Origin of the sequence: Pseudomonas sp. RC10, from assembly GCF_038397775.1 — a bacterium.
Classification (GTDB): domain Bacteria; phylum Pseudomonadota; class Gammaproteobacteria; order Pseudomonadales; family Pseudomonadaceae; genus Aquipseudomonas; species Aquipseudomonas bambusae.
The window spans coordinates 3,440,083-3,461,258 of sequence record NZ_CP151650.1; the positions used below are offsets into that span (position 1 = coordinate 3,440,083).

At 61.7% G+C, this 21,176-nt stretch carries 21 protein-coding genes and 1 pseudogene; 13 read left to right on the forward strand and 9 right to left on the reverse strand.

The genetic code is table 11. The annotated features are described in order from the left end of the window. Positions 1 to 421: 421 nt before the first annotated feature. From AAEO81_RS15865 to AAEO81_RS15875, 3 genes and pseudogenes are all read left to right on the forward strand, one after another. Positions 422 to 634, forward strand: a pseudogene (locus AAEO81_RS15865) (hypothetical protein); the annotation flags it as partial. 311 nt (positions 635 to 945) lie between these two features. Beyond that, positions 946 to 1,344 carry a RidA family protein gene (locus AAEO81_RS15870; protein WP_166594336.1) on the forward strand — a complete coding sequence of 133 codons (399 nt, stop codon included), beginning with the start codon at positions 946 to 948 and terminating at the stop codon, positions 1,342 to 1,344. A 103-nt stretch (positions 1,345 to 1,447) separates the two neighbouring features. Further along, positions 1,448 to 2,134 (forward strand): dihydrofolate reductase family protein, encoded by a 687-nt coding sequence (locus AAEO81_RS15875; protein ID WP_341957665.1) that lies wholly within the window; start codon positions 1,448 to 1,450, stop codon positions 2,132 to 2,134. A gap of 5 nt (positions 2,135 to 2,139) precedes the next feature. On the opposite strand, the gene AAEO81_RS15880 is transcribed toward AAEO81_RS15875, so the two are convergent. Then, on the reverse strand, positions 2,140 to 3,030 hold the full coding sequence (locus AAEO81_RS15880; protein WP_341957667.1) for a LysR substrate-binding domain-containing protein: 891 nt from the start codon (positions 3,028 to 3,030) through the stop codon (positions 2,140 to 2,142). A gap of 160 nt (positions 3,031 to 3,190) precedes the next feature. Here AAEO81_RS15880 and AAEO81_RS15885 point away from each other — a divergent pair, with 160 nt between their 5' ends. After that, positions 3,191 to 4,582 carry an aldehyde dehydrogenase family protein gene (locus tag AAEO81_RS15885; protein ID WP_341957669.1) on the forward strand — a complete coding sequence of 464 codons (1,392 nt, stop codon included), beginning with the start codon at positions 3,191 to 3,193 and terminating at the stop codon, positions 4,580 to 4,582. 323 nt (positions 4,583 to 4,905) lie between these two features. Here AAEO81_RS15885 and AAEO81_RS15890 read toward each other — a convergent pair whose 3' ends face one another. Continuing rightward, positions 4,906 to 5,532 carry an ABATE domain-containing protein gene (locus AAEO81_RS15890; protein ID WP_341957671.1) on the reverse strand — a complete coding sequence of 209 codons (627 nt, stop codon included), beginning with the start codon at positions 5,530 to 5,532 and terminating at the stop codon, positions 4,906 to 4,908. A gap of 105 nt (positions 5,533 to 5,637) precedes the next feature. Further along, a complete protein-coding gene (locus AAEO81_RS15895) occupies positions 5,638 to 6,549 on the reverse strand; it encodes a LysR family transcriptional regulator (RefSeq protein WP_341957673.1) in 912 nt (303 codons plus the stop codon). A 255-nt stretch (positions 6,550 to 6,804) separates the two neighbouring features. Here AAEO81_RS15895 and AAEO81_RS15900 point away from each other — a divergent pair, with 255 nt between their 5' ends. The 3 genes from AAEO81_RS15900 (at position 6,805) to AAEO81_RS15910 (ending at position 8,722) form a co-directional block, all read left to right on the forward strand. After that, positions 6,805 to 7,221 carry a VOC family protein gene (locus AAEO81_RS15900; RefSeq protein WP_341957675.1) on the forward strand — a complete coding sequence of 139 codons (417 nt, stop codon included), beginning with the start codon at positions 6,805 to 6,807 and terminating at the stop codon, positions 7,219 to 7,221. A 24-nt stretch (positions 7,222 to 7,245) separates the two neighbouring features. Further along, positions 7,246 to 7,479 carry a 4-oxalocrotonate tautomerase family protein gene (locus AAEO81_RS15905; RefSeq protein ID WP_341957677.1) on the forward strand — a complete coding sequence of 78 codons (234 nt, stop codon included), beginning with the start codon at positions 7,246 to 7,248 and terminating at the stop codon, positions 7,477 to 7,479. Positions 7,480 to 7,735: 256 nt separating this feature from the next. Beyond that, complete coding sequence (locus tag AAEO81_RS15910; protein WP_341957679.1) at positions 7,736 to 8,722, forward strand: alpha/beta hydrolase; 987 nt, start codon at positions 7,736 to 7,738, stop codon at positions 8,720 to 8,722. A 222-nt stretch (positions 8,723 to 8,944) separates the two neighbouring features. Here the strand turns inward: AAEO81_RS15910 and AAEO81_RS15915 are convergent, their stop codons facing one another. The 3 genes from AAEO81_RS15915 to AAEO81_RS15925 all read right to left on the reverse strand — a co-directional run bounded on the left by AAEO81_RS15915 (position 8,945) and on the right by AAEO81_RS15925 (position 12,011). Next, the gene (locus tag AAEO81_RS15915) at positions 8,945 to 9,859 is read right to left on the reverse strand and encodes a LysR family transcriptional regulator (protein WP_341957680.1); all 915 of its coding nucleotides are present in this window, start codon (positions 9,857 to 9,859) and stop codon (positions 8,945 to 8,947) included. 31 nt (positions 9,860 to 9,890) lie between these two features. Further along, on the reverse strand, positions 9,891 to 10,952 hold the full coding sequence (locus AAEO81_RS15920; RefSeq protein WP_341957682.1) for a nitronate monooxygenase: 1,062 nt from the start codon (positions 10,950 to 10,952) through the stop codon (positions 9,891 to 9,893). Between the two features lie 135 nt (positions 10,953 to 11,087). After that, positions 11,088 to 12,011 carry a LysR family transcriptional regulator gene (locus AAEO81_RS15925; protein ID WP_166594346.1) on the reverse strand — a complete coding sequence of 308 codons (924 nt, stop codon included), beginning with the start codon at positions 12,009 to 12,011 and terminating at the stop codon, positions 11,088 to 11,090. Positions 12,012 to 12,104: 93 nt separating this feature from the next. Between AAEO81_RS15925 and AAEO81_RS15930 the strand changes: the two genes are divergently transcribed. The 3 genes from AAEO81_RS15930 (at position 12,105) to AAEO81_RS15940 (ending at position 14,986) form a co-directional block, all read left to right on the forward strand. Further along, on the forward strand, positions 12,105 to 13,427 hold the full coding sequence (locus AAEO81_RS15930; RefSeq protein WP_341957685.1) for an MFS transporter: 1,323 nt from the start codon (positions 12,105 to 12,107) through the stop codon (positions 13,425 to 13,427). Between the two features lie 9 nt (positions 13,428 to 13,436). Beyond that, positions 13,437 to 14,363 carry a carbon-nitrogen hydrolase family protein gene (locus AAEO81_RS15935; RefSeq protein ID WP_341957687.1) on the forward strand — a complete coding sequence of 309 codons (927 nt, stop codon included), beginning with the start codon at positions 13,437 to 13,439 and terminating at the stop codon, positions 14,361 to 14,363. A gap of 296 nt (positions 14,364 to 14,659) precedes the next feature. Next, positions 14,660 to 14,986: a hypothetical protein gene (locus AAEO81_RS15940; RefSeq protein ID WP_341957689.1), complete on the forward strand. Its 327-nt coding sequence runs from the start codon at positions 14,660 to 14,662 to the stop codon at positions 14,984 to 14,986. A gap of 16 nt (positions 14,987 to 15,002) precedes the next feature. On the opposite strand, the gene AAEO81_RS15945 is transcribed toward AAEO81_RS15940, so the two are convergent. From AAEO81_RS15945 to AAEO81_RS15955, 3 genes are read right to left on the reverse strand one after another with little or no spacing between them, the layout of a single operon-like run. Next, positions 15,003 to 16,430, reverse strand: a complete 1,428-nt coding sequence (locus tag AAEO81_RS15945) for an efflux transporter outer membrane subunit (RefSeq protein WP_341957690.1) — start codon at positions 16,428 to 16,430, stop codon at positions 15,003 to 15,005. Then, positions 16,430 to 18,007 (reverse strand): MDR family MFS transporter, encoded by a 1,578-nt coding sequence (locus tag AAEO81_RS15950; protein ID WP_341957692.1) that lies wholly within the window; start codon positions 18,005 to 18,007, stop codon positions 16,430 to 16,432. The genes AAEO81_RS15945 and AAEO81_RS15950 overlap by 1 nt, the downstream gene beginning before the upstream one ends. Next, positions 18,000 to 19,109 (reverse strand): HlyD family secretion protein, encoded by a 1,110-nt coding sequence (locus AAEO81_RS15955; RefSeq protein ID WP_341957693.1) that lies wholly within the window; start codon positions 19,107 to 19,109, stop codon positions 18,000 to 18,002. Before AAEO81_RS15955 ends, AAEO81_RS15950 begins: the two co-directional genes overlap by 8 nt. A gap of 98 nt (positions 19,110 to 19,207) precedes the next feature. Between AAEO81_RS15955 and AAEO81_RS15960 the strand changes: the two genes are divergently transcribed. The 3 genes from AAEO81_RS15960 (at position 19,208) to AAEO81_RS15970 (ending at position 21,102) form a co-directional block, all read left to right on the forward strand. Next, positions 19,208 to 19,909 (forward strand): CerR family C-terminal domain-containing protein, encoded by a 702-nt coding sequence (locus tag AAEO81_RS15960; protein WP_341957695.1) that lies wholly within the window; start codon positions 19,208 to 19,210, stop codon positions 19,907 to 19,909. Positions 19,910 to 20,011: 102 nt separating this feature from the next. Continuing rightward, positions 20,012 to 20,416, forward strand: coding sequence for an antitoxin Xre-like helix-turn-helix domain-containing protein (locus AAEO81_RS15965; protein ID WP_341957696.1), 405 nt, complete (start codon positions 20,012 to 20,014; stop codon positions 20,414 to 20,416). Continuing rightward, positions 20,410 to 21,102 carry an RES family NAD+ phosphorylase gene (locus tag AAEO81_RS15970; RefSeq protein WP_341957697.1) on the forward strand — a complete coding sequence of 231 codons (693 nt, stop codon included), beginning with the start codon at positions 20,410 to 20,412 and terminating at the stop codon, positions 21,100 to 21,102. The genes AAEO81_RS15965 and AAEO81_RS15970 overlap by 7 nt, the downstream gene beginning before the upstream one ends. Positions 21,103 to 21,176 lie beyond the last annotated feature (74 nt).

Below are 21,176 nucleotides of genomic sequence, written 5' to 3' on the forward strand. Positions count from 1 at the left end.
TGTGTCCACCGCGTACGCGGCGTCCGATGTAACCACTGGCAAGGCCGTGGCGGAATACGGCTCCGAGAAAGTCGGCCCGAACCGAACGGCGTCCGATGGCAGCGACCATGTCGGAGCGAATGCGACCGCGTCCGATGGCGCGGATCATGTCGGCGCCAACGCTACGGCCTCCGATGGTTCGGATCGTGTGGGTGCCAATCGTGTAGCGGCTGACGGTGCTGATCGTGTCGGGGCCAATCGCGTAGCGGCTGACGGTGCTGATCATGTGGGCGCAAATTCCGTTGCTGCTGATGGTGCTGATCGTGTGGGTGCCAACCGCGTAGCCGCTGATGGCGCTGATCATGTGGGCGCAAATTCCGTTGCTGCTGATGGCGCTGATCGTGTGGGTGCCAACCGCGTAGCCGCTGATGGCGCGGATCGTGTAGGTGCCAATCGCGTAGCGGCTGACGGTGCGGATCGTGTAGGTGCGAATCGCGTAGCGGCTGACGGCGCTGACCGTGTCGGTGCAAATCGAGTGGCCGCCGACGGTGCAGATCATGTGGGTGCGAACTCCGTAGCCGCCGACGGCGCCGATCGCGTGGGTGCGAATCGTGTCGCTGCTGATGGCGCGGACCGTGTAGGCGCTAATCGTGTCGCTGCTGACGGCGCAGATCACGTCGGCGCCAACGCTGTCGCTGCGAACGGCCAGCCTGAACGCGGTCTGGCTTCTGATGGCGCGGACAAAGTGGGCGCGTCCCGCGTCGCCGCTCAGGGCGAGAAAAAACTCGATTACATGAACTTCCGCGAAGTGGCCGGTGAGATGGATTACGACAAACTCACCCGGTAACGGTCACGTGAAAGGAAAGACCGCCCCGCCTCGCCGGTGGCGGTTTTTTTTTGCCTGCGCCGCACGCGCGCTCTTACACGACGGCATAATCGCGCCTTCTTTCAACAGGAGACCGCCCGATGACTGACCGTACGCTGATTGTTCCCGACACCATGACATCCCTCGTTGAACGCGCCGGTTACGCCCCTGCTGTGAGCGTCGGCGACACGTTGTACTGCGCCGGACAAGTCGGCAGAACCGCCGACCTCAAGGTGATCGACGACCCGGAACAACAGTTCATCGCGGCCTGGGACAACCTGCGTCAGGTGCTCGAAGCGGGAGGCTGCACGTTCGAAGACATCGTCGACATGACCACCTACCACGTGAACATGTCGCAGCACATGCCGGTGTTTCGTGACGTAAAAAACCGGCTGTTCCCCCGAGGCCTGTGCGCCTGGACCTGCATCGGCGTGAGCGAACTGGCGCACCCCGGCATCCTGGTGGAAATCAAATGCGTGGCGGTGCGGCGTCGGGCTTGATCCATGGGCGGTATGACAGCCGGCCGCTCGTGGAGGATGGGCTGAACTAACGCTGCGCCATCCGGGTCGGTTTTACATCGCTCATCCATTGCTGGAGTCTGTCATGCAGCCTTATGTCATTTGCCACATGATGTCGTCCCTCGACGGCCACGCGCTCACCGACGGCTGGGACCGCGCCTTCAAGAAATCCGCGGGCGACCTCTACGAAACGCTGGCCCAGACCTTCGAATTCGATGCCTGGATCTGCGGTCGCGTGACCATGCAGGAAATCGCCCACGATGACGGTTATCCGAAAGGCTTGGCGAAGGGCACGATTCCCCGCACGGATCACTTCGTCGAACGCAATGCCAACAGCTACGCGATCTCCATCGACCCCCACGGCAAGGTGGGCTGGAAGAAAAATGAAGCGCTGGGTTCCCACGTGGTTGAAGTGCTCACTGAAGGCGTCTCGGACGATTACCTCGCGCACCTGCAATCCGTGGGCGTTTCGTACCTGTTTGCGGGAAAAACGGAAATCGACCTCCAGCACGTGGTGGACGTGTTAAGCAGACAACTGGGCTGCAAACGGCTGATCGTCGAGGGTGGGCCCCATGTCAGCGGCTCGTTCGTCAACGCCGGTCTGGTGGACGAAGTGAGTGTGTTGATCTTGCCGCTGGTGGACGGTCGTGGCGAACACCCCGCGTCATTCGAGGTGTCGCCCGACGCCTGGAAACAGCCCGCGCACCTAAAGTTGTCGTCTGCCGAGGTCCAGGAGGGCGGCGCGGTTTGGCTGCGTTACACCAGGGCCTGATGGAATCAACCGGCGAGGCGTGTCTCGTCGGCATGCTGGACGGCGCTCTGCACCAGGTCGATGAAAGCGTTGAGCGCAGGCGAGCGCACGCCCCGTCGCCAGATCAGCCAGATATTCAAGTAGCGGAATTCTTCGCTCAGCGGATAGGCCCGGACGCTGGGGCTGCCTGGCATGCTTTCGAGCATGCTGCGCGGCACCATCGCCACGCCCGCGCCTGCGGTTACACAGGCCAGCATGCCGTGGTAGGACTCCATTTCGAGGATCTTGCCGGGGGTGGCCATGTCGGCCTTGAACCAGGCTTCGAAGTGGCGGCGGTAGGAGCAGTTCTGGCGAAAGCCATAGACCGTCTTCCCATTCACATCCAGCGCACGGGTCACGGGATCATGGCTGGCAGCGGTGATCAGCAGCATTTCCTCTTCGAACAACTCGACGCCTTCCAGCTCGGGGTGACGCAGTGGCCCATCGACGAACGCAGCACTCAGCCGTCCTGACAAGACACCGTCGATCATGTCTCCAGAAGGCCCGGTAGAGAGGTCCAGCTCGACCTTGGGGTAGCGCTGGTGAAACGCTGCCAGCAGGGAAGGGATGCGCACGGCCGCCGTGCTTTCCATGGAGCCCAGGGAAAACGCGCCCTGAGGCTCGGACCCCGAGGTGGCCTGACGCGCCTCCTCAACCAGATCGAGAATGCGCCGGGTGTAGTCGAGAAACGTCCAGCCGGTGGGGGACAGACGCAGGCGCAGTTTTTCGCGAATGAACAGATCGACGCCCAGTTCCTGTTCCAGTTGCTTGATGCGAGTGGTCAGGTTGGACGGCACACGGTGCAGGCGCTGGGCCGCCGCGGTGATGCTGCCTTCTTCGGCAATGGCCTTGAACAGTTCGAGTTGGGTCAGGTCCATGTGGGCGGTCAATCTTTCACGTTTTGAGAATGTATTTTTGATAATTATTCATTATCGGAAATGGTTCGGAGAGCCTATCGTGGTCCCAGGACTTCAGCAATGGGTGGCCGTCGGACGGCATTCAGTGTGAAGGTCACACCACCACAGGAGGCATTTACTCATGTCGCAACACGCATCTTCGTCTCACGCCATTTCGTTGAACCCTGCCACTGGCAAGGTGTTTGCCGAGTATCCGTTCGAACAGGCTGCCGAGCTTGAGCAGTCCCTGAGCCGCGCTGCCGCTGGCTTCAAAGCCTGGCGCAAGGAGCCGATCAGCGTGCGCGCCGAGCAGTTGCGCAAAATCGCCAAGGTCTTGCGCAAGAACGCCGAGGCACTGGCGCAGATGATGACCGCCGAAATGGGCAAGCCCATCGCCCAGTCCCGTGGCGAGGTGGAAAAAACCGCTGCCACCTGCGAGTGGTACGCCGAAAACGGCCCGGCCATGCTGGCCCCGGAAAAGACCCCGGTCGAGAACGACAAGGCGTACATCGATTACCTGCCGCTGGGCCCGATCCTGGCGGTGATGCCGTGGAACTTCCCGATCTGGCAGGTGATGCGCGGCGCGATCCCGATGATTCTTTCGGGCAATACCTACGTCCTCAAACACGCCCCCAACGTCATGGGTAGCGCGTACCTGTTGCGTGATGCTTGGGCCGAAGCCGGTCTGCCGGAAGGTGTGTTCGAAGTGATCAACGTCGGCAACGAAGGCGTTTCGAAAGCCATTGCCGATCCACGCATTGCCGCGGTTGCCGTCACTGGCAGCGTACGCGCCGGTGCTGCCATTGCCGCTCAGGCCGGTGCAGCGTTGAAGAAGTGCGTGCTGGAGCTGGGCGGTTCGGACCCGTTCATCGTGCTGGCGGACGCGGACCTGGACGAGGCCGTGAAGGCCGCGACCATCGGCCGTTATCAGAACAGTGGCCAGATTTGCGTGGCGGCCAAGCGCATCATCGTCGAAGAAAGCGTGCTGCCCGCGTTTACCGAAAAGTTTGTGGCGGCGGTCAAAGCGCTGAAAGTCGGTGATCCGCTGGATGAGGCGAATTACGTCGGTCCAATGGCCCGTTACGATCTGCGCGACGAGCTGCATGCCCAAGTGCAGAAAACCCTGAGCGAAGGCGCGACGCTGTTGTTCGGCGGTGAAAAGGTCGCGGGCGAGGGCAATTACTATGCGCCGACGATCCTGTCGAATGTGCGGCCAGGCATGACATCGTTTACGGAAGAGCTGTTCGGCCCCGTGGCGTCCTTGATCGTCGCCCGTGATGCCGAGCATGCCGTCGAGCTGGCCAACGACAGCGAGTTCGGTCTGGCGGGCAGCGTCTGGACGGCGGACGTCGAAAAGGCCCGCGACATCGCGGCGCGACTGGAAACCGGCGGCGTGTTCATCAATGGCTACACCGCCTCTGACGCCCGGGTGCCCATTGGCGGCGTGAAGAAAAGCGGATTCGGCCGGGAGCTGTCGCACTTCGGCATCCGCGAATTCTGCAACGCGCAAACCGTCTGGCTGGATCGTCGTTGATCGGCGTCAGCCGGTAGCACCGAACCCCGCGCAATCGATGACTGCGCGGGGTTTTTCTTTCTCTGTGATGGGCACGTCCTGTTGCTACAAACACTCAGGTGCGTTGCAGCCCTTCGGGTCGACGCGGTTTGAACTGTAGGAGCGAATTCATTCGCGAAAAGGCGTTCGGGCGATGGAGATGTATCAGCTGTACCGCCGTCTCGCGAATGAATTCGCTCCTACAGGAGATCGCGGTAGCTCTGAGAGACGCGGCCGTCCCCCTCGGTGTCAGGCGCGACGGGTGTGTCGTTCGCAAGGTCCTGGGCTGCTCCCATTGCAGACCGCTAAATCGCCTTTTTCTGCCGTTCCCGATGCGCCGCTGCTTTGGCGCGGTTGCCGCAGGCGGCCATGCTGCACCAGCGGCGTTTCTTGCCTCGGGTGTGGTCAACGAACATCAGGGTGCAGGTCGGTCCTTCGCAGCTTTTGACGTCTGAAAAATCCTCGGTGCACAGGAACTCGGCAATCGCCTCTCCTACGGGCAACAACAAAGATTCCGGCGTACGCCAGCGCCGTTTCAGGCCAAGGGACAGTTTTCCGTCGAGACCATCACCGGCCGTGATTTCCGCGTACTTCTCATCCCGTTCCAGCAAACGATTCAGCGATCCGAGTTCCGAAGCGGCCGACGGATCAAGGGGCTGCCCTCGGTGTTTGAGCACGAACGCCCGAAACCACTCGCGGAGCGATCTTGCTTGCGCGGCGGCGTTGTCCAGCTCGCCCGGCAGCGCGTTTTCACGCAAGGTGCTGAGAACGGATTCGTCGACCCAGCCCGATTGGCGCAACCAGTCCAGCCAGCCGTCACCGTCATCGATCCAGTCGAAAGGTTCGGTCATCGGTGTGGCGATGGAGTTCAGAAAGTCCAGTGCAGGGGCGTCTGCGACGAAAATGGCGGGGCCGCGAAGCTTGGAGGTCATGAAGGTTCCCCAACGAAGAATCGGCCAATGGTAACCCCTGAAATGCACTTGGCCAAGTTACGGTTTCGTGGGTGACACTGCGCACTGACGAATGACCGGCCCCGCTCATTGCGAGGACAGGGGCGCCAGCGCATCGCGCAGGCGCGGACTGGCAAAATCCAGAAAACGGCGAATTTTCAACGGCATGTGACGGTGAGGCGCGTGCAGGATATGAATGGGGAAGGGCGGCAATTCGTATTCTTCGAGGACGATGCGCAGGGTTCCGGCCTGGATGGCTTCATGGGCCTGGTAATGCAGCAGTCGGGCGAACCCCACACCTTGCACGGCGGCGTCCACCAGCGCGTTGGCCCCCGTGAGCAGGCGCGGAGCAAAGGCCACCTCAATGGACGCGCCGGTGTCCGGAGCCTGAAAGCGCCAGCCGGCGGTCAACGTCGGACCGTCTGTGGCGATACACGGCATGTGCTTCAAGTCGAGGGGCGTCTGCGGCACGCCATGTTCGGCGAGCAACTTGGGACTGGCGCAAATCACTCCCCGCACCGCGCCGACACGGGTCGCGGTCATGCCGCTGTCGGGCAGATGACCGATGCGCACGGCCATATCGATCTGATCGTCGAGCAAATCGACATTCCGGTCCCGAAGGTCAAGTTTGACGTTGATTTCGGGAAACAGTCCGAGGAAATCCGCCACCACCGGCAGCACGTGAAGGCGGCCAAACAGCAGCGGGGCGGAGATGACCAGTTCACCTCGCGGCGCCACGAATTCCCCCGCAGCGGTGCGTTCGGCTTCGGCGATCTGTTCGAGAATCTTCTTCGCGGCAGCCGCGTAAATCACCCCCGCATCGGTCAGGCCGAGTTTGCGCGTCGTGCGCGTCAGTAACTGCGTTCCCAAGTGCTTTTCGAGGTCCCCGATGTTGCGGCTGACCGTCTGGACCGGGATTCGCAAGGCACGAGCGGCAGCGGAAAAACTCCCGGTTTCGATGGTGCTCAGCAACAGGTTCATCGCTTCGATACGGTCCACTTCATCTTCCCGAAAACAGTGAAGGTCTTTCCCGAAAACGTTGGATTATCAAGGTTCCGCGGAGGGTTCATAGTCTGGTCCAGCCCTTTGTGCAGCGCAAGAACCGTCTGTGTGGCGCCACGCAGCGGAGTTTTGTCGCGCGCGAACCCGGCGCCGACGCCAAGGCTGGGCTATGACTGTACACGCGACCCAGGGTGATGCCGCAGCCTGGGACTGTCCCTTCAAAAATCAACACGGCATCCAAGAGGATTTGTCATGAGTGAAGCACTGACCCAAGGTGTTCACCACGTAGGGCTGGCCGTGGAAAACCTCGACCAGACCGTCGATTTTTTCTGCACATGCCTGGGCTGGAAAGAAGTCGGGCGCAACCCGGCCTATCCTTCGGCATTCGTCAACGACGGCACCGTGACCGTCACGCTCTGGCAGGTGGCAGACCCGCAGACAGCCACACGCTTCGACCGCCGAAAAAACATTGGCCTGCACCACCTTGCCCTGGCCGTTACCAACTTGCCGGGCGTGTTCGAGAAAGTCCGGGCGTACCCCGGCGTGGTCGTGGAGTTTGCACCTCAGCCAACTGGCCCCGACTCTCCACGCTCCCATTTCATTTGCGCAATCCCAGGCGGGATTCGTGTCGAGTTCGCCACTCGCGCCCCGGCCGCCACGGCCAAGTGACTTCCAGCAGCAGGAGATGAGTCGATGCCTTACGTCAATATCAAAATCACCCGGGAAGGCACCTCGCCCGGTGCCAGCGCCACCACGCCGGAACAGAAAAAAGCCCTGATTCAGGGGGTGAGCCAGTTGCTGCTCGACGTGTTGGGCAAACCACTCGATTCCACGTTCGTCGTCATTGACGAGGTTGACCTCGACAGTTGGGGCGTGGGAGGTGTGACCGTTACTGAGTACCGGAACGGCCTTAAGAACAAGTCCTGACTGCGCTGCATGCCGGCAAAACACGGATGTTTTGCCACAGCACTTCAATCTTCTCCCGATGCCCCCATGCCCATCTGTCTACGCCCCGCAGTCGTGTCTGCTGTTGCCTGAGTTTTCTGTGATGCTCATAAAAGTAACCTTATAGAATGCGTTTGACAGGTTACTTATTGCGTGCAAGGATAAATCCACCTTAGCCAAGGGTCGCATGGGAACGCCCGTGCTCATCACGTTGATCACCCACGAAGGATCGCAACAAATGACTCTCAACAAATTGCTGGCGGCCATGTGCGCATGCGCTGCGATCGCTGTCGGTTCAGGCATCACACCCGCCCAGGCGGCCACGGAGAAAACCATGACGTCCAGTGTTCAACCTTTCCAGCAAGTGCATTACCGCTATGCGCAAGTCAATGACGTGAAAGTGTTCTACCGTGAGGCAGGCAACCCGGCCAACCCCACTGTTTTGCTGCTGCACGGTTTCCCGACTTCGTCGTTCATGTACCGCAATCTGATTCCGATTCTGTCCAAGCGTTATCACGTGGTTGCGCCGGATTTCCCGGGCTTCGGCCTGACCGAAAGTCCAGCCCGTGACAAATACGAGTATTCGTTCGAGAACATTGCCAACACCATCGACCAGTTCACCGAGCAGCTCGGCCTGAAACAGTACGCAATGGAAGTATTCGACTACGGTGCACCGGTGGGCTGGCGTTTGGCGAAAGCACACCCTGAGCGCATCACTGCGATCATCACCCAGAACGGCAACGCCTACGTCGAGGGTTTGAGCGATGGTTGGGCACCGATTCAGAAATACTGGAAAGACGCGTCACAACAGAACCGCGACGCACTGCGTCCGTTCTTTGAAGTCGGCGCAATCAAGGACCAATACACCTACGGCACGAAAGACCCGAGTGTTGTCGCGCCAGAAACTTACTTGATGGATGCGGCGCATATCGCCCGCGGTGATAACGCTGAAATTCAACTGGACCTGTTTCGCGATTACCGTAATAACGTCGAGATGTACCCCGAGTTCCAGAAGTATTTCCGTGACCACCAGCCACCCCTGTTGGCTGTATGGGGCAAGAACGATCCGTTCTTTCTGCCACCCGGTGCAGAAGCCTTCAAGCGGGATTTGAAACATGCAGATGTTCGTTTCTACGATACCGGTCACTTCGCACTGGAAACTCACGTCGATGAAATAGGCGCGGCGATCGTTCAGTTCCTGGACCATAACGTCAAGCGCAAGTAAGGCGGCAGCTTCGAGGGTCAAGCGACAGGTTTAAGCTAAAGCAGAACGTGAAAATGGCGGCCATTGTGGTCGCCATTTTTTATGGGTATCGGTCAGGTTTCTTCAAATAAACCATAACCGCTCCGAAGGTTTTAATGAGGTTCTTCAGGCCGCTTCCACAGTCCTGTGTCAGCCCCGAGCCTTCATGGCGACGCGGCCATACGCGGCAAGAAGCCGCCGTGCCTAGTCCAGAAACAACCCCTGTTCCTGCTCGAAGGTCTCCATCAGGTAATCCGCGACCGCCCGAATGGGCACGTCTTTGCGATCCTGCGGGCGCATCAACAGCCATGCCTCCCTGGGCGGCGGGACGCTCTTCAACTGGCAAAGCCGCAGCGTCGGTTCCTGTCGACCCACGTAATGAGGCACAAGCGCCAGCCCCGATCCGAACCGGGCCGCCGTGGCCTGGGCAATGTGGTTGTTGGCGCGAAACGGCACCCGTGCGGACGGGAAGTGGCGGGCGAGCCACAACGCTTCCGGCATGTCCGAATTTTCTTCATCGAAGCTGATGAACTTGGGATTGCCGCCATCTTCTACGGCACGGCAGACCTCTTCCGTGCCGTAATACCCGAAGGCCAGTCGACCCAGGGGTTTGGCGATGAAATTACCATCCAGTGGCTTGCCGATGCGCACGGCGATGTCCGCCTGATGTCGCTCCAGGCTGACCGAGCGCAGGTCGGTGGCCAGATCAATGTCCAGGCCCGGGTACATCACCGGCAGCCTGGCCAGCCGCTCGATGAGAAAACCGTGGGACAGGGCAGGGGGCGCGTTGATGCGCACCAGCCCTCGCGGCAAATCATCGGCATCGCCGCGCCCGAGGGTCTGTACCGACGCCTCCATGGCGCTGGCGACGTCCATCGTGCGCATGCCCGCAGGCGTGAGCACGTAGCCTTCGGGGCGACGCTCCACCAGCTTCTCGTTCAAGGTCAGTTCCAGCGACTGAATGCGCCGGGAAATGGTCGCGTGGTTCACCGACAGCGCCCGGGCCGCCGCAGACAAGCTGCCGTGACGACCCAGCGCAAGGAAAACCCGAACGTCCTGCCAATCGATTTCTGTGCGTTTTTTATCAGGCATCGCGAGAGGGTAGCGGATTTGTAACAAGGGTTGAATCCCCGCGCCCTTGATCCACCGCTTAGGCTCCGGACAGGTTCAACACCACGCCGCCCAAATGACGGGTCAGCTCAGCGGTGGTCATCAGTGGTGACAGCCTGAACGACTGGCCCGCCCACATGTTGGTGAAGTCCGACACACCGGCCTTGTCCGTCACCGCGCGCAACGGCATCAGCGCGCCGCCTGCGGTGGGGAAGGCCGGGGCGTGTTCGGACAGCGGGCCGATTTCGCGCATCAGGCGGTTGAGAATGCCCCGCGCCGGACGGCCCGTGAACAGGTTGGTCAGCACCGTGCTGTCGTCGTCGGCATTCAACAGTGCCTGACGGTGGAAATCGCTGATCTTCGCTTCCGGCGTCAACAGGTACGCGGTGCCCACCTGAATGGCTTCGGCCCCCAACGCGAAGGCCGCCCGCGCACCCCGCGCCTCGGCAATGCCCCCCGCTGCGATCACCGGGATCGACACAGCGTCAACGATCTGCGGCACCAGCGAGAACAGCCCGACCTGGGCGGCCATGTCGTGGGTCAGGAAGTTGCCCCGATGCCCGCCCGCTTCGTAGCCCATGGCAATCACCGCGTCGACACCGCGCTCGGCCAGCCATTGCGCTTCTTTGACCGTGGTGGCCGACGCGATGATTTTCGCCCCGGTGGCGCGCACGCGCTTCAATAGGGCCTCGTCCGGCAGACCGAAATGGAAACTCACCACCTCGGGCCGGTACTGCTCGACTACGCGGCAATAGGCGTCATCGAACGGTGCCCGCGCCGAGGAGGGAATCGGCTCGGCGGGGTCCAGCCCCAGCTCGACATAATAGGGCGCCAGTTTGGATCGCCAGGCCATTTGCTTGACGGGATCAGCGGCGGGCGCGACGTGGGAGAAAAAATTCAGGTTGATCGGCTTGCGGGTCTGCCCACGAATCTCGTCCAGCGCGGCGGTCATTTGCTCGATGGAGAGCATCGCCCCCGGCAGGGAACCCAGGCCACCTGCATTGCTGGCTTCGATGACCATTTTCGCGGTGGTCGCGCCTGCCATGGGGGCTTGGATGATGGGCAGATCAATACCGAAAAGGTCGAGGATGCGGTGACTCATGGGTGACTCCTGGTGGTTCGAATCAAGGGTTCAGACGTCCAGGCCTGAAACAGGGGCCCGGACACGTGTCGTCGGTGCGCAGCGGGTGTGCAGAAAAGCACGGCGGGTCGCGCGTTGCAGAGGTCTTCTCGCCCGCTATTTCAGCTCCCTCGTGACCTGGGAGATGAAGCTGCGAATCCACTCATGCTGGGGTTTGTCCTGCTTGGCGATGTCCCAGACCATGAAGCAGCGAAACGACGGCACGGCCAGCGGCACCGGGCAGGTCGTCAGCGGCATGTATTGGGCGAAACTGCGCGCCGCAAAGGTCGGAATCGTCGCCACCACGTCGGTGCTCAACAGCGTCGTCAGCGCCCCGGCGAAGTGAGTGAATGACGCCGTCACCTTGCGCGTGTGACCCGCCGCCTCGAACAGGTCATCGATGAACCCCCGTCGTCCGTCGAAGCAGATTCGCACGTGTTCCGCGGCAAAATAATCGTCGAGTTCCAGCGGCTCCGATTCACCTGCTCCCGGCCGGTACAGGCAGGAATAGGACGACGAAAACAGCACCTGTGACGAGTATTGCGTACTGAAATCCTTCGGCTCGCTGCAGATCACCAGGTCCATCGCCGGATCATGCAGCGCGTTCTTCCACAGCGAACTGTTGGTCTGGTGAAAGGCGAAGCGAATGCCGAGCCGTTCCTGAGACACGGCGCCCACGAGCCGGGGTGCGAGAAACGCTTCGAGGTCGTCCGACATCGCGAGGTTGAAGACGTAATGGGATTCCTCGGGTGAAAACGAGGTGTCCGACCCCAGCAGCGCAGACACGGTGGACAGCGCCTCGGTGATCATCGGCGCGATCTCCAGTGCCTTGCGTGTGGGCTGCATCCCGGCACTGGTGCGCACGAACAGCTCATCGCCGAAGTGTTCGCGCAGACGTCGCAGCGCCGAACTCACCGCGCCCTGAGTCACGTGCAAGACGGCGGACGCCCGCGTGGCGCTGCGTTCCGTCATCAGACAGTGAAACGTCAGCAGCAGGTTCAGGTCCATGCGCGCGATATTACGTACGTTAATCCGGCTCATATTTCCTAATCGTTTGTCACCGCTCCCTGGCCATTTCACGATGCCCCCGCACGACACACATAACCAGAAATGACCAACCAAAGGGGCAGTCCAATGAGCGTGGCACAACATTCGGCACAAAGGGAAGCGTCGACGTCCGACACGGAACGGGTCGACATCAACAAGCGGGCGATCGCCGTCGGCATCGGCAATTTCATGGAATGGTTCGACTTTGCGATCTACGGGTACTTCGCCGGGATCATCGGCGCGCTGTTCTTTCCCTCTACCGCAGCGGGTGTTTCGCTGCTGTCGTCCCTGGCCGTGTTCGCCGTCGGCTTTCTGTCCCGCCCGCTGGGCGCACTGGTGCTGGGGCCGTTGGGTGACCGGCTGGGTCGTCGCGCCGTGTTGATTGTGACGGTGTTCGGCATGGGCATTTGCACCACGATCATCGGCCTGTTGCCCTCGTATGAGGCCATAGGCATCGCCGCGCCGATCCTGTTGATCGCGTTGCGCTTCATTCAAGGGATGATGGTCGGCGGCGAGTGGTCGAGCGCCGGGATCTACATCGTCGAAAGCGCGCCAAGCCACCGCAGGGCCACGGCCGCCAGCGTGATCACCGGGACCGCCGGGCTGGCGTTTCTGGTCGGCACGTTCACGGCAGCGATGCTGTCTTCGAACCTGACGGACGCGCAACTGGCCGCCTGGGGCTGGCGCGTTCCATTCGTGGTGTCGATCGTCATGACCGGCATCGCCGTGTTCATCCGCCGCAAACTCGGCGACACCCCGGTCTACGAAGAACTGGTCAAGCAACGTCAGTCTGCCCATGTGTCGCTGCCGTCCCGCGCCGCCAAGCGTAAGGCGTTCATCACCACGTACGCGTTTTCGGCGCTGTTCGGGGTGTCGCTGTATTACTTCATCACCTACGCCAACAACCACCTGGTCACCGCCGTCGGCCTGCCGAAGAGCACCGCGCTGTGGCTGTGCAGCATTGCGCTGGTGGTGTATTGCATCCTCAACCCGATCATTGGGCGCATCAGCGACGCCATTGGCCGCCGCAAACTGGTGCTGTTTTCCGCAGCGGGCCTGACCCTCATGGCGTACCCGATCTTCTGGATGCTCAACAGCGGCAGCACCGCGCTGATCATCACAGCCTTGCTGGTGTTCGCGATTCTGGTGGCGATCACGGCGGTCATGGACGTGGTGTTGCTGGTGGAAGTCTTTCCGGCCTCCATTCGTTCCACCGGCGCCGCATTGGGCCACAACCTGGCGTTGGCGACGCTGGCAGGCCCCGGACCTTTCATTGCTGCCGCGCTGATCAAGGCCACCGGCGACGTCAACATGCCCGCGCTTTACCTCACCGCAGTGTCGGCCCTGTGTTTTGCCGTGCTGCTGGTAACCCTTCCAGAAACCAAAGACAACAACATTTCTGCGTACTAGGAGAACAGCATGACCCGTATCGCCGTTGTACAAGCGTCTTCCGTTCCGTTCGCCCCCGTGGCCAGCGCCGAAAAGGCCTGTGAGATTTTGCACCGCGTCGCCAGCCAGGGCGCGCGGCTGGCGGTCTTCCCGGAAGCCTTTATCGGGGGATATCCCAAAGGTCAGAGTTTCGGCAGCGTCGTCGGTAACCGCACCATCGATGGCCGGGACCTCTACAACGAATACGTCGAAGGCGCCGTCGCGCTGGACGGGCCCGAGCTGGCAATCATCGCCGAGTGCGCGACCGAGGTGAACGTGATCGTCGTCATGGGCATCATCGAGCGTTTCGGGCGGACCCTGTACTGCACCGCCGTGACGTTCGTGCCCGGCAAAGGCATTGCCAGCTATCACCGCAAATTGATGCCCACTGGCCAGGAACGCATCATCTGGGGGTTTGGTGACGGCTCGACGATCGAGGCGGTGCCCACCGAGATTGGCATCATTGGCAACGTGATTTGCTGGGAAAACTACATGCCGGCGCTGCGTCAGGCGATGTACGCCCAGGGCACTCAGTTCTATTGCGCACCGACCGCCGATGACCGTAAGGGCTGGAGCAGTTCGATGGTGCACATCGCGCTGGAAGGGCGGGCGTTCGTGCTGTCGGCCTGCCAGGCGATCAAGCTGAACGAGTACCCGCACAGCTATCAGGAGGCGTTCGGTCTGGAATTCAACGCCGACGACTACATCATGCGCGGTGGCAGCATGATCGTCAGCCCCATGGGTGAAGTGCTCGCGGGCCCGGTGTTCGACACCGAAACCGAGCTGTACGCCGACGTCGACCTGGCGATGCTGAACAAATCCAACCTGGACTTCGATGTCTGCGGCCATTACTCGCGGCCCGACGTGTTCGAGTTGCAGGTCAACATCAAGGCGATGCGTCCGGTGAGCTTTAAATAAGCCGTCATGACGCGACAGGGGAAGGCGCTTGAGATGAGGATTGCACATCGTTGTCAGGCGCCTTCTGATGTCAAGGAAACCCCGTCAAGCTACGCGATACGGGCCGGGAGGCCGTAACGAAATAGCGCGATGAGGGTTATCTCCTGAGCAGATGGCTCACCGGATGCCAGGCTGTTTATCGTTAACGGTGATAGTCAGCATCAAGGATTACAAGTTCAGTTATGACGGCCGATCTGGAAAATGGCCTGCATTAGAAAAGCTGCCCGCCGGGGCAGCACGAATGACAGGAATCTCCCATGCGTCTGACCCTTGCTCCGATTGCCCTGACGGCTTTCGCCTTGTTGACCGGTTGTGCTTCTGCGCCCAATGAACCCACCTTGACCCTGCAAACCAGCAAGTCGCCGGAGCAGTTCGCGGCCTGTGTGGTGCCCAAGCTGCAAAGTCATTCGCTGAGCCCGTTGCTGTCCCAGACCCAGCGCCACTACCGGATCACCATGTCCAGCTCGCTGGCGGCGGACAACGTGATCGAAGCCTACAAGGCAGGCAACGGCGGCAAGGTGTTCATCTACGAACGTAGCCTGTTGTCGTCAGGCGTGGGCCAAGCCGCAAAAGACTGCGTGTGATTCAACCCGCTACGGTCTACAGCACCCAACCGAGCCCCAGCGATTTGTGCAGCGCGGCGAAATCCTTGAGCAGCGCTGCATCACCGGAAATACGGCTTTCCTGCGCCTGATAGCGGGTCCGTTCAGCGTCGAGCCAATCCAATGTGCTGGCGGTGCCGGCGCGATAGCGTTGCTGGGTGAGGTCGGCGGCGCGTACGGCGGAGGCCTCGACGTTGCGCAACAGCACGACGTTTTCCCGCTGGTGGCCGTAGCGCGCCAGTGACACGTCCGCATCCCGCAAGGCACTCAACACCACACTTTTATACTGCGCGAGCGCTTCGTCGTGCCCGGCTTCGGCGCCTTCGACGCTGGCGGCCACGCGCCCGAAATCCAGAATGTTCCAGGTCAGGCGCGGCAATAACAGCCACGTGCCGTTGTCCTTGCGCGCGAGGTGGCCAGGGTCGGCGGCGGAGAACGACAGGTCGCCGGTCAGGCTGAGCTTCGGGAACCAGTCGGCTTTCTTTTCGCCGATCTGTGCGTTGCTGGAAGCGAGGGCGCGTTCGGCCACGCGGATGTCAGGGCGCGCCTTGAGAATCGCCGCCGGTTCGGCAAACGGCACTTGGCTGGGGATCGACGGCATGGGTTGCGCGGTGTTCAGCTTGTCGTCGAGTTCGCCGGGCTCCAGCCCGCACAACAGACCCAACTGGTCCACCGATTCAACAATCGAGGCTTGCAGCGGCAGACGCTGGGCGCGGGTGTTGTCGGCCTGGGTCAACACTTGCTCCAGTTGCAATTGCGACGCCACGCCCCGGCTGCGGCGTTGCCGCGTGAGGTCCAGTGCCTGATCTTCGATGGCCACGCTGGCCTCGACCAGCGCCAGACGCGCCTGTTGGTCGCGAAGGTCGGCATAGGTTTGCACGATCTCTGCCGCCAGTTGCACCTGTGCATCCGCCAGCCGGGCCTGTGACGATTCGGCTTCGGCCTGGGCGGCTTCGATGGCGCGACGTGAGCCGCCGAACAGGTCGGCCTCCCAACTGGCGTCGAACCCGGCGAGGTACAGCGTCAGCGGCCCACGACCACCGCCGCCATTGTCCCCACCCAACACAGAGGTGTCGGGAGAGCGCAGTTTCAGCATCGCGGCATCACCACTGACTTTGGGCAGCAACTCGGCGTCGGCGCCTTTGAGGCTGGCGCGAGATTGCCGCAGCCGTGCCTGAGCCGTGGCGATGTCGGGGCTGTTTTGCATCGCCTGACTGATCAGCGCATTGAGCTGCGTATCCCCGAGCGACTGCCACCACTGGGCGACAGCGGGCTCCCGGGCGGCGTGGGTGTCCGCGTGGGGGAGTTGACCGGCCGCCAGGGTTTTCGGCGCCACGTTCGGTGCGCCGTGATAATCCGGGCCGACGGTGCAGGCCGACAACAGCGCGGCGGACAGCAGCAGGAGGGGGAATGAACGGGGAATCATTATCGTGGACCTGCCTGCGCGGCGCGCTTTTTCAGGATGAAGATCAGGGGGAAGCACGCCAGCATGGCCATCCCCAGCACATAAAAAGCATCGTTGTAGGCCAGCACCGACGCCTGCTGCGCAATGTCGCTGCCCAGTTGCGCGAAGGCCTGGAGTTGGGCGGTGGACGGGTCGCCGGTCTGGGCCAGAAAGCGGGCGGTGTCACTGGCCATGTGGTCCTGCGCCAGTTGGCTGTTGGCAAGAATGCCTTCGCGCAGCACGTCGTCGTGGTAGTGACTGCGTCGGTCCATCAACACACCGAGCAGCGCCAGTCCGAGGGTGCCGCCGAGGTTGCGTGACATGTTGTAGAGCCCGGCGGCGTCGCCCGCGTCTTTGGCCTCGACCGAACGCATCGACAGTTGGCTCAACGGCAGCATCACCAGAATCTGGCCGAACCCTCGGAGCAACTGCGACAGGGTGAAGTCGTGGCCCACGCTCTGAACCGTCAGTTCGGTGTCGAGAAAACAGCTGGCCCAATACAGCAGCAGCCCGGCGCCGACCATCAGCCGCAGGTCGTAGCGCCCCAGCATCTTCGGCAGGATCGGCATCAGGAAGAACGCCGGAATGCCTGACAGCAGCATGATCGAACCCGACTGCTCGGCGTTGTAGCCCGAGAGGATGCCGAGGAATTGCGGCACCAGATACGCCGTGCCGTACAGTCCGGCGCCCACCGCCGTGGCGATCAGCAAGACACTGCCGAAGCTGCTGTTGAGCACCAGTTGCAGACGCAGGATCGGCGTACTGGAGCGGACCTGGCCCACCGCGATCAAAAAGAAACCCAGCAGCGTGGCAAGGCTCAGCCAGACGATCAGCAGCGAGTCGAACCAGTGCTCACGCTGGCCTTCCTCCAGCACCACGGTCAGCGAACTCAGCCCCATCGCCAGGCCGATGATGCCCAGCCAGTCGGCCTTGATGAAGCGTTCCAGGTTCATGCGCTCGCTGGGCAGACCGGTCAGCAGCAGGGTGATCAGTGCGATGCTGATGGGCAGGTTGAGAAAGAAGCACCAACGCCAATTGATGTTTTCCGTGAGCCAGCCGCCCACCACCGGCCCCATCAACGGACCGAGAATCGCGGTCATGCCGAACAACGTGGTGCCAATCGCCAATTGATGCGGCGGCAGGCGGGTACGGACGATGGTCTGCGCCGTGGGAATCATCGCGCCCCCGGCGAAACCCTGGCCGATGCGTCCGGCGATCATCGCGCCAAGGCTCGATGACAGGCCGCAGAACAGCGAGAAAAAGGTGAACATCAGCGCCGTGCCGATCAGAAAACGCCGCAGGCCGAACACGCGGGTCAGCCAGGCGGCGAGGGGGATCATGACGATTTCCGACATCAGGTAACCGGTGGCGATCCAGGTGCCTTCCGTACCGGTGGCGCCGATCTGCCCCTGAATCTGCGGCAGCGCCGAATTGGTGATCGAGATGTCCAGCGTTGCCAGCAACGCCCCCAACGAACCGGCCGCCACGGCGATCCAGTCGGTCAGCGAGGCGTTGCGGGGTGTCTCGACGTTGCCCGGGAGGGATGCGGCATCAGCCATGATGGGCGTCTGCCTTGGCGGTGCGAATGTCCACGTCCACCGTCGCGGACAGGCCGGGCACGAGGGCAGGGCGCACGTCATCGGTCACGTCCAGCGCGATCCGCACCGGCACCCGTTGCACGATCTTGGTGAAATTGCCGGTGGCGTTGGACGGCGGCAATAGCGCGAACTGGGCGCCGGTGCCGGGGGCGAGGCTGTCAATGTGGCCTTGCAGGTCGCGACCTGGCAGGGCGTCGACGTGCACGACCACGTTCTGACCGGCGCGCATCTCGCCAATCTGGGTTTCCTTGTAATTGGCGGTCAGGTAAATCGCATTCACAGGGACCACGGTCAGCAACCGCGTGCCGGGCTGGACGTACTGACCGACCCGCACGCCCCGGTCGGCGACGCGGCCGTCCAGCGGGCTGCGGATCACTGCGTCTTCCACGTCCAGCTGACTTTGCGCCTCGCTGGCCTTGGCCACGTCCAATTGCGCCTGGGCCTGTTTGAGTTGAGCTTGCAGCGTGCCGTAGCGGGTCTGGCTGGAGCGCAAGGCGGCCTGCTTGGCGGCGACGTTGCTGCGGGCCTGAGCGAGTTCATTGTTCAGTTGTGCGAGGCGTTCTTCCGGCTCGGCCCCGGATCGGGCCAGCGGCGCATAACGGGCGGCCTCGGTTTGTGCGTGTCTGGCATCGGCTTGCGCGCCTTGCAATTGGGCCTGGGCCTCGGCGATGGTCGAGTCCTGTTGCACCAGATCGGCTTCGGCCTTGGCCAGGTCTGCTGTGCGCGCCGCGATAGTGGCCGAGGCTTCGTCGCTCACCGCCTGGTATTTGCGCGCGTCGAGCCGAACCAGAATGTCGCCGCGCTTGACGGGCTGATTGTCGGCCACCAGCACTTCGCCGACGTAGCCGCTGATCTTCGGCGCGACGCTGATGCTGTCGGCCTGCAAATAAGCGTCGTCAGTGGTTTCGATGAAGCGTCCATGCAGCCACCACCACACGCCCCAGCCCACGGCGAGCAGCAGGGCGACGGTGCCCAGGGTCAGGAGAATGCGTCGGGCTTTGCCACGCTGGCCATTGGCGGTTTCTTCAGGGGCGACCTGAGGGGTAGGTTGTGCAGCGGACATCAGGTCAACTCCGAATTTGTATCAGGTGATATAAATTCGTTTCTTCGCCATTTTTTGTCAATCGGTATATTTTGGCGGTCACTGAAAAGGAGCAGCACATGGCACGACACAAACCTGCCGCCGAAGGGGGCTATCAACGGGGTGAAGAGACCCGCGCCCGCCTGATCGAAGCCGCCGTCGCGGTGTTTGGCGAGCGTGGTTACGACGGCGCCTCGACCCGTGACATCGCCACCGCAGCAGGCCTGAATTCCCCGGCCTTGCAGTATTACTTCGATGGCAAGGAGGGCGTTTATCTCGCCTGCGTCGAGCATTTGATCACGCTGCTGTGGGGCAAGATGGGCGCTCCGGTCGAGGCGGCCGAAACGGTGCTGGCCGACGAAACGTCGGGTGACCCGGCGCTGATCGAGGTGTCGCTGGGGATTCTGAGTGCGGTGGTTTCGACGATCCAAGACAGCCCGCAAACCACGGCCTGGCGTGCGTTTCTCGACCGGCATCAGGCCGGGCTGTGCCCCGAGGTCGCGACAAATGCGTTCGAGGACCGCTTCAAGAAACGCATCGGCGTGGTCATCCGGCAACTGATCGCCCGCCTGTCCGGGCTGGCCGTTGATGATGAGCGCACGATCATTCATTCCATGGCGCTGTTCACCCAGGGGCTGGCGTTCCGGGTGCAGAAACCCAAGTTGCTGGAAGCGCTGAACTGGACCGCCATCGATCAGCAAGAAATGGAGTTGGTGCGAGACGTGGTGCTGACTCAGGCCCGTTTTACCCTTGAAGGACTCGTCAGGCAGCGGGGCGCGTAGCGGCCTTGAAACCTCGAACGTTCATCGGACAGTTTCGGCACGATTTGCATCTGTAGACGCAATAGGTATAAATTGGCGTCTACAGATCAAGAGGGCACTGTGATGACTGTGGCGCTGCAACAACCGCAACTTTCCCGATCTCAAGGCGTGGTGGGCCTGCGCACGGCTTTGCGGATTCTCGACAAATGGAAGGCCTCCGGCGATCAGGCCTGTCGCATGCTGCGCATTTCCCGCAGCACCTACACCCGAGCCCGGCAGGACGACGCTGATTGGTCGGTGGCGCTGGACCTCGACCAGATGCAGCGCATCAGTTTCGTGCTGAACATTCACGCCGCGCTGCGCACCCTCTTCGACAACCCGGACAACGTCTACGGCTTTCCGTCCATGGACAACGATAACGCGTTCTTCAACGGCCGCAAGCCACTGGACGTGATGGCTCAGGGCGACATGATTTCCCTCTACGAAACCTTCCGCCGGATCGACGCCCTGCGGGGCGCCCAATGGTGAATCCGGACGACTTGCCTGTTCTGCCGGATGAAAAACGGCTCGCCCACCGACTGGTCAACTCTAAATACCCGCCCATCGACCTGTTCAACGACGTGGCCGATGCGGAGGAGTTCGATACCCTGTTTCAGTTCCAGGCCATGACCAATCCCCGGCTGTTGAATGAGGTCGGCAGACTGGAGCTGATTCCCCGTCAGGACATCCCCTTCGGCATTCCCGGCTGCTCCTACGCCACCGCGCCGTTCACCCACGTCAATGCCGACGGTTCGCGCTTCAGCGCGGGTGAGTTTGGGGTGTTGTATCTGGCAGACACTGTCGAAACCGCCGTCGCAGAAGTGCGGCATCACCAGCAGCAGTATTGGTCCCGAGTCAGCCAGCTCAACTACGAGCGTTTCGTATTCCGCAGCCTGTCCTGCCGTTTTCGGGAAGTCGGCAGCGTCGATGCCACCGTGCTTGCGTCGTCACATCCCATTTACGCCCCCGACGATTACAGCGCGTCTCGTGCCTTGGGTGCGGCCCTCAAACACAAGGGCGTGGCAGGGCTGCGTTATCACTCGGTGCGCTCGCCGGGCAATGTGTGTTGGGGGCTGCTCACGCCTCGGCATGTGGCCTCGATCCACCAAAGCGCGCATTACGAAATGATCTGGAACGGTCGGATTACCAGCGTGAGTCGCTTGTCCGGGGCGTGAACGAGCCACTGGCATGATCGCTGCTAGGAATTAAAGAGCTAATCAATTAATTTGTGGGCTCAGGTTTTCAGAGG